Annotated in this window: 5 protein-coding genes and 3 pseudogenes; 1 reads left to right on the top strand and 7 read right to left on the bottom strand. The window is 72.5% G+C overall.

Annotated features, from left to right (window positions below):
* Window positions 1-1,732, bottom strand: a 1,732-nt coding sequence (locus EHS43_RS35460) for a methylmalonyl-CoA mutase subunit beta (protein ID WP_125194734.1), incomplete at its 3' end; no start/stop codon positions are given.
* A 107-nt stretch (window positions 1,733-1,839) separates the two neighbouring features.
* A pseudogene (locus EHS43_RS35455) lies at window positions 1,840-2,082 on the bottom strand (RidA family protein); the annotation flags it as partial.
* Between EHS43_RS35455 and EHS43_RS35450 the strand changes: the two are divergent.
* Window positions 2,079-2,444: pseudogene (locus EHS43_RS35450) on the top strand (WYL domain-containing protein); the annotation flags it as partial. The pseudogenes EHS43_RS35455 and EHS43_RS35450 overlap by 4 nt on opposite strands.
* Here EHS43_RS35450 and EHS43_RS49040 read toward each other — a convergent pair.
* The 5 genes and pseudogenes from EHS43_RS49040 to EHS43_RS35430 all read right to left on the bottom strand — a co-directional run bounded on the left by EHS43_RS49040 (window position 2,426) and on the right by EHS43_RS35430 (window position 5,520).
* Complete coding sequence (locus EHS43_RS49040) at window positions 2,426-2,587, bottom strand: hypothetical protein (protein WP_369009064.1); 162 nt, start codon at window positions 2,585-2,587, stop codon at window positions 2,426-2,428. The pseudogene EHS43_RS35450 and the gene EHS43_RS49040 overlap by 19 nt on opposite strands.
* A 179-nt stretch (window positions 2,588-2,766) precedes the next feature.
* Complete coding sequence (locus EHS43_RS48330) at window positions 2,767-3,147, bottom strand: DUF302 domain-containing protein (protein WP_260470858.1); 381 nt, start codon at window positions 3,145-3,147, stop codon at window positions 2,767-2,769.
* A gap of 45 nt (window positions 3,148-3,192) precedes the next feature.
* Window positions 3,193-3,855 (bottom strand): annotated as a pseudogene (locus EHS43_RS48325) (squalene/phytoene synthase family protein); the annotation flags it as partial.
* A gap of 193 nt (window positions 3,856-4,048) precedes the next feature.
* A complete protein-coding gene (locus EHS43_RS35435) occupies window positions 4,049-4,915 on the bottom strand; it encodes an ABC transporter permease (RefSeq protein ID WP_125194732.1) in 867 nt (288 codons plus the stop codon).
* Window positions 4,912-5,520 (bottom strand): ATP-binding cassette domain-containing protein, encoded by a 609-nt coding sequence (locus EHS43_RS35430; protein ID WP_125194731.1) that lies wholly within the window; start codon window positions 5,518-5,520, stop codon window positions 4,912-4,914. Before EHS43_RS35430 ends, EHS43_RS35435 begins: the two co-directional genes overlap by 4 nt.
* Between the last annotated feature and the right edge of the window lie 228 nt (window positions 5,521-5,748).

Raw genomic sequence — 5,748 nt, 5'->3', positions numbered from 1 at the left:
CGCCCTCGTACGGCCCGGGCCGCCCGGCGAGGAACACATGCCGCGCGCCCGCCGACCTGAGCGTCCGGACGACGTCGTCGGCCTGCTCCTCGTACAGCGCGTCGCTGGAGCACAGGCAGGCCTCGGTGGCGCCGCTCTCCTCGAAGGTGCCCCCGGTGACGGGCTCGATGCCGCCGGCCTGGAAGAGGTTGGCGGCGAAGGTCAGCCGGGCGGTGTGGGCGGCGGCCGGGCCGAGCGCGGTGAGGTGGACGCGGGGCCGGGACCCGGTGGCCGCGAGATGGGCGTCGGAGCGGGCGCGCAGCTCCTCGTACGCCTCGTCGCGCCGCACGCGGGGCAGGCCGCCGGTGCGGGGCTCGGGGGCCGGGGCGCGCTCCACGGGCTTCTCGTCGAGGTGCGGGAACTCGCTGACGCCGGTGATGGGTTCGCGCCGGGTGGAGAGCTTCTTGGAGCGCTGTGCCCACGTCGTCGCCAGATCGGTGCGGATGCGGCCCGAGCGCAGCACGGCCGCCTGGCCGCCGTCGCGTTCGATCGTCCGGAAGAACCGCCAGGCGGCCTCGGCGAGTTCGTCGGTCAGCCGCTCCACGTACCAGGAACCGCCCGCCGGGTCGATCACCCGGGACAGATGCGACTCCTCGACCAGGATCGTCGAGGTGTTGCGGGCGATGCGGCGCGCGAAGGCGTCCGGCAGACCGAGCGCGTGGTCGAAGGGCAGCACGGTGACGGCCTCCGCGCCGCCGACCCCGGCGGCCAGGGTGGCGATCGTCGCGCGCAGCATGTTCACCCACGGGTCGCGGCGGGTCATCATCACCGGCGACACCACGGCGTGCTGCGCCTGCGCCCCGGCGCCCGGCGCCCCGCACACCTCCGCGACCCGCGCCCACAGCCGGCGCGCGGCGCGCAGCTTGGCGATCGTGAGGAACTGGTCGGCCGTCGCCGCGTACCGGAACTCCAGCTGCGCGCAGGCCTGTTCGACACCGAGTCCGGCCTCGGTCAGTCCGCGCAGATAGGCGACACCGGTGGCGATCGACGCCCCCAGCTCCTGCGCGGCCGAACCGCCGGCCTCGTGGTACGGCAACGCGTCCACGGTCAGGGCCCGCAGCCCCGGGTACTCCTCGGCGCACCGGCGCGCGAGCGGGACGACCGGCGCGAAGTCCGACGCCTCGCCGGTACGGGCCTCGTGGCCCAGCGGGTCGGCGCCGAGATTGCCGCGCGCGGCCTCGGCGTCGATGCCGCGCTCGTCGTAGAGGCGCAGCAACTCGGCCGCGGCGGAGGCGAATGCGCCGCCCGCGTCGAGGACGACCGGCGCCAGGTCGAGGTAGACACCGTCGAGGACCTGGCCGAGCGAGGCGACCGGGATGCCGCCCTCGCCCGCGACCAGCCACAGCGAGGTGACCCCGTTCTCCAGGTCCGTGAGCACCGCGGTGTTGTCGGCGACGGCGTGCCGCTGCCGTACGTCCCAGCCGCCGGCGGTGTTCCCCTCGGCGCGGGCGCCGCGCACGAAGGGGGCGAAGCCGGGGAGACCGGGGTCGGGTGCGGTGTCGTGCGCGGTGTAGAGGGGACGGGTGCGCAACCCGTCCTCGAGCGCGGTGGACAGGGCGTCCTCCGCTGCCGCGCCGGAGACTTCCTTGCCCGACTTGCGCAGGACACCCGCCACCAGGCCGTGCCACTGTTCAAGGTTCGCGTCAGGGAACTCGGCGGCCAGCGAGAGCCCGTCGTCAGGCAGGACCGTCATGCTCGGATGCTAGGCCAGACCCCCGAACGAGCAGCAGAGGGCACGGCTGTGACCTTGCCCGCAACAACACTGTGACCCCGGTCTCCCGCGGCCCGCGAGGGGCTTGGTCAGGCCGCCGCGGTCCCCTCCAGTTCGACCAGCCGGCCGGGGATCGCCAGCCGGGTCACCCCGAGCATCGTGGTGGCCGGTGCCACCCCCGCCGCGGCCAGGCGCGCGGCCGGCACGCCGTAGTGCGGCAACAGCAGGTCCACGTCCGTCGTGCAGACGTTGAGCCGGACCAGGTGCGCGAGGGACATGCCGGCCTCGCCGAGCACGGCCTCCAGGTTGTCGAGGCTCAGCGCCAGCTGCGCGGGTCCTGGACGCCGAGGAGCTCGCCGAACCGGCCCAGCGGTCCGAGCGGGTCGATCTGGACCAGGTCTGGTGGGAGCGCTGCGCGCGCTTCCTGTCCGACGACCACATCGCCGTACGGGTACGGGTGCGCCCGGAGCGGCGCGAGGACCTGCTGAGCAGCGCCGTGGCCCTGCGCGCCGCGGAACGACCCGGCGAGGACGGCTGGCTGCGGCTGGAGGTGACGTTCCAGGACCTGCGGCACGCCGAGTGGGCGCTGTGGCAGCTGGGCACGGACGCGGAGGCCCTGACACCGGCACCGCTGCGGACCGCGCTGCGGGAGCGCGCCACCGCGGTCGCCGCCCGTTACGGGGACTCGTCCTGAGGCTGCAGGCCGTCGGCGCGTACGCCGCCCGTGACCTGCAGGAACTCCAGTTTCTCCGCGTCGGCGGAACCCGCGGCCACCGTGTGGACGACGAGCCGGATGTCGCAGCCCGGGACGGTGAGCACGTCGCGGTCGCAGGTCACCTCGCCGACCTGGGAGTGTACGACGGTCTTGCGGGCCGAGACGTGCGGGCCGACCGCGCCCTCGTCCGGTGAACCGAAGACCCATGAGCGCGCTCGGCAACCCCGGGTTCGCGTCGTTGCAGGGGTGGTGCCTCCTTCCGGGAGGCACCACCCCTGCCGTGTTCGCCCTCGTCGTCCGCTCAGTTCCCCTTCGCGGTGAGTGAGGTGAAGGCGGCGTCGAGGCGGCGGGTGACCTCCTCGGCGACCGGGCGCAGGGCGTCGAGTTCGGTGAGGGCGACCATCGTGCCGGGGTCGAGGGCCTGGACGACGGTGTGGTCGCGGTCGCGGCGGACGACCACGTTGCAGGGCAGCAGCAGGCCGACGGAGCGGTCGGTGTCCAGGGCGCGGTGGGCGAGGGGCGGGTTGCAGGCGCCGAGGATGACGTAGTCCTCCATGTCGTGGTCGAGCTTGGTCTTGAGCGTGGCGGTGACGTCGATCTCGGTGAGGATGCCGAAGCCCTGGGCGGCGAGGGCGTCGCGGGTGCGGGCCACGGCGGAGGGGCGCGGAGCGCGTGTGAGCAGGGTGGGGCCGGCCGCGTCGATGGCGTCGAGTTGGGCGCGCAGCAGGTCTGCCGCCGTGTCGAACACGATGACGGCGCCGGGGTGCATTCCTCTCGTCATGGCAGGCCGGGTCACCCATTGGCGGGCCAGGCCCGTCAGCTTGGCGGTCAAGGCCGCTACGGCCGGGCTCCAGTGGCCCCGGGGCAGGTCCGACTCGGCACCGGGGAAGGAGTCCAGGGCCTCCTGTGGAATGAGCAGGTGGCCCTGGGCGAGGTCGGCACTCAGGTCGGTGAGGATGTCGGTGAGCTGGGCGCCGTCGATGAAGCGTTCGTAGTCGGCCTGCCGGTCCAGCCGCAGCGTCATCGGCGCGCCGGCCTGCTCGAAGAGGTGGCGTACCTGGTCGACCCAGGGCACCAGTCCCTCGTTGCACCAGGCCCGCCACGCGGCCCAGTCGGGGAAGCGCAGGCCGTGGGCGTCGTCCCGCGTTCCGGCCATGGCGCTCTGCAGGCCGGACAGGTCCAGGCACCATCGTTCGGCGGCGTCCACCAGGGCGTGCCGGACGGGATCCGTGCTCGTGCCCGCTGCCAGGTCGTGCTGCAGTGCCCTGGCCCACGCCTCGACGCGGGCCGCGCGCTCGGCCGGCTTCGCATCTCGTTCGTCTGCCAGGTCGTCAAGGACGTTGGCAGCCGCCCACAAGGCCCAGCACGCTGGGCGCAGGACGGCCGGCATCAGCTGGGTGAGGGCGTAGATCCCGGGATCGTGCTGTCGTGTGGTGCGGCGGCACATCCGGTACGCCGCCCGCAGGAATGGGTCTTCACCGGTGAGCGTGCGGGCGGTGGGTCGCGCCCTCCGTGCTCGCGTGGCCGCATCGAGGTCTGTCGTCGTGGGCCGCGTTGTGGCGCGCATGTCAGGGACCGGGACCTCAGTGTGTTTCCGTGTCGGACGCCACGGCCGATGACGTGGCAGCTGGATGCGGCGTGGGAAGGCCGGCCTTGCCGCTTCCTGGCCCGGGCAGCGTCCGGGCGGTCAACGGCAGGGAGCTGCGGGTACTGCGGCGGAAGCCCACCAGCGCGACCAGGGAGGCTGCCGCGAACCAGGTGAGCTCGATGGCCAGGTAGCCGGGTACCGGGCTGGTGGAGAAACCGGCCGCTGTGCTGGCCTGCATGGCCCCGTAGGAGGGCAGGTAGCGCATGACCGGGTTGTCGGCCCCGGAACTGGTGATGGGGTTCTGCAGCGCGAGGTCGATGATGCTTGTCATCACGATGGCGAACATGCCCTCGACCTCCCGGCGCAGCAGGGACCCGAAGCCGACACCGAGCGCACCGTAGGTGAGTCCGGCGCAGAACAGTGCGGCGGCGAGCAGGAGGGGCTGGCGGGGTGTCCAGGCCAGGCAGGTGACCGCGGTGGCGTAGGCGGCGACCGCAGCGGAGACCAGAGCCAGGGCGGTGACCTTGGCCAGGACGAGGTGGGCGCGGGGGTAGCCGGCCATGGCCAGCCTGCGGTCGAAGCCGCTGCCGGAGAACGTGGCGGCGAACATCATGAAACCAGTGATCAGCGTAACGGCGTTGAGCGCGCCGCTGATCTCGGTCAGTTCATTGCCGTGCGGCGACAGCGTCTCTCCGGTGGCCCGAAGACGCATCCGGGCCGGGGTGTCGGGCATTGCCAGGTACGCCAGCGTCGTCCACACCGGGACGAACAGGCCCACCAGGATCATGGCGAACCGGTTGCGGCCGTGCTCGATGAGCGTGAACCGGGTGGCGACAGCGAAGCGGGTCGGGTGAAACCTCACGCGACGGCCCCCGCCTTGTCCGCGCGCAGCATTCCGCCCTCCAGGCGCCACAGCTCGTCCAGGCGCTCGGTGTCGTACGCGAGGTGGGAGACGACCAGGACCGAGCGTCCCGCATCCCGCAGCCGGGCGGCGAGATCCCAGAACCGCTGGTAGGTGTCCCAGTCGAAGCCCTGATACGGCTCGTCCAGCAACAGGACCTGCGGATCGTGCATGAGCGCCAGCGTCACGTTCAACTTCTGCCGCGTGCCGCCGCTGAGAACCCCGGCCCGCTCATCGACGTATCCGGTGAAGCCCAGCACGTCCATGATCTCTTCGGTGTAGCGCACATCGGTGAGGCGGTAGGCCGTCTGGAAGAACGTCAGGTGCTGCCGGACGGTCAGCGCGTCATTGAGGACCACATGCTGTGGGCAGTAGCCGAACCGGCCGCTGTGACAGACCGATCCACGCGTGGGCCGCAGTTCGCCGGACAGAATTTTCAGCAGCGTGGACTTGCCGGCGCCGTTCTCCCCGACGATCCCGCACAGAGTTCCGGCCCGAAGGCGCAGGTCGACACCCCGTAAGACCACACGCCGACGGTAGGCGTGATGCACATCCCTGACCTCCACGCCCGACTCCCCCGTGCAACCGGACTTACCGCGACCTGATCTACCAACGACCGTGGTGCGGAGAAGATGCGGGCCGCATACCGACCGGCGTCGACGTGCCGGCCGGCGTGTGGGCGGGGAGCGCAGCACCGGGGGGATCCGGCGCCTTCCGAACTGCCGGCCGGTGAGGGGGCTCGAAGCTGAACCGACGGGTGACTGGCCATCACCGCAACGAGGCGAGCCCGGGTT

It is taken from the genome of Streptomyces sp. RP5T (genome assembly GCF_003933965.1).
Lineage (GTDB): Bacteria > Actinomycetota > Actinomycetes > Streptomycetales > Streptomycetaceae > Streptomyces.
This window is presented reverse-complemented; position numbering and strand designations above follow the sequence as displayed.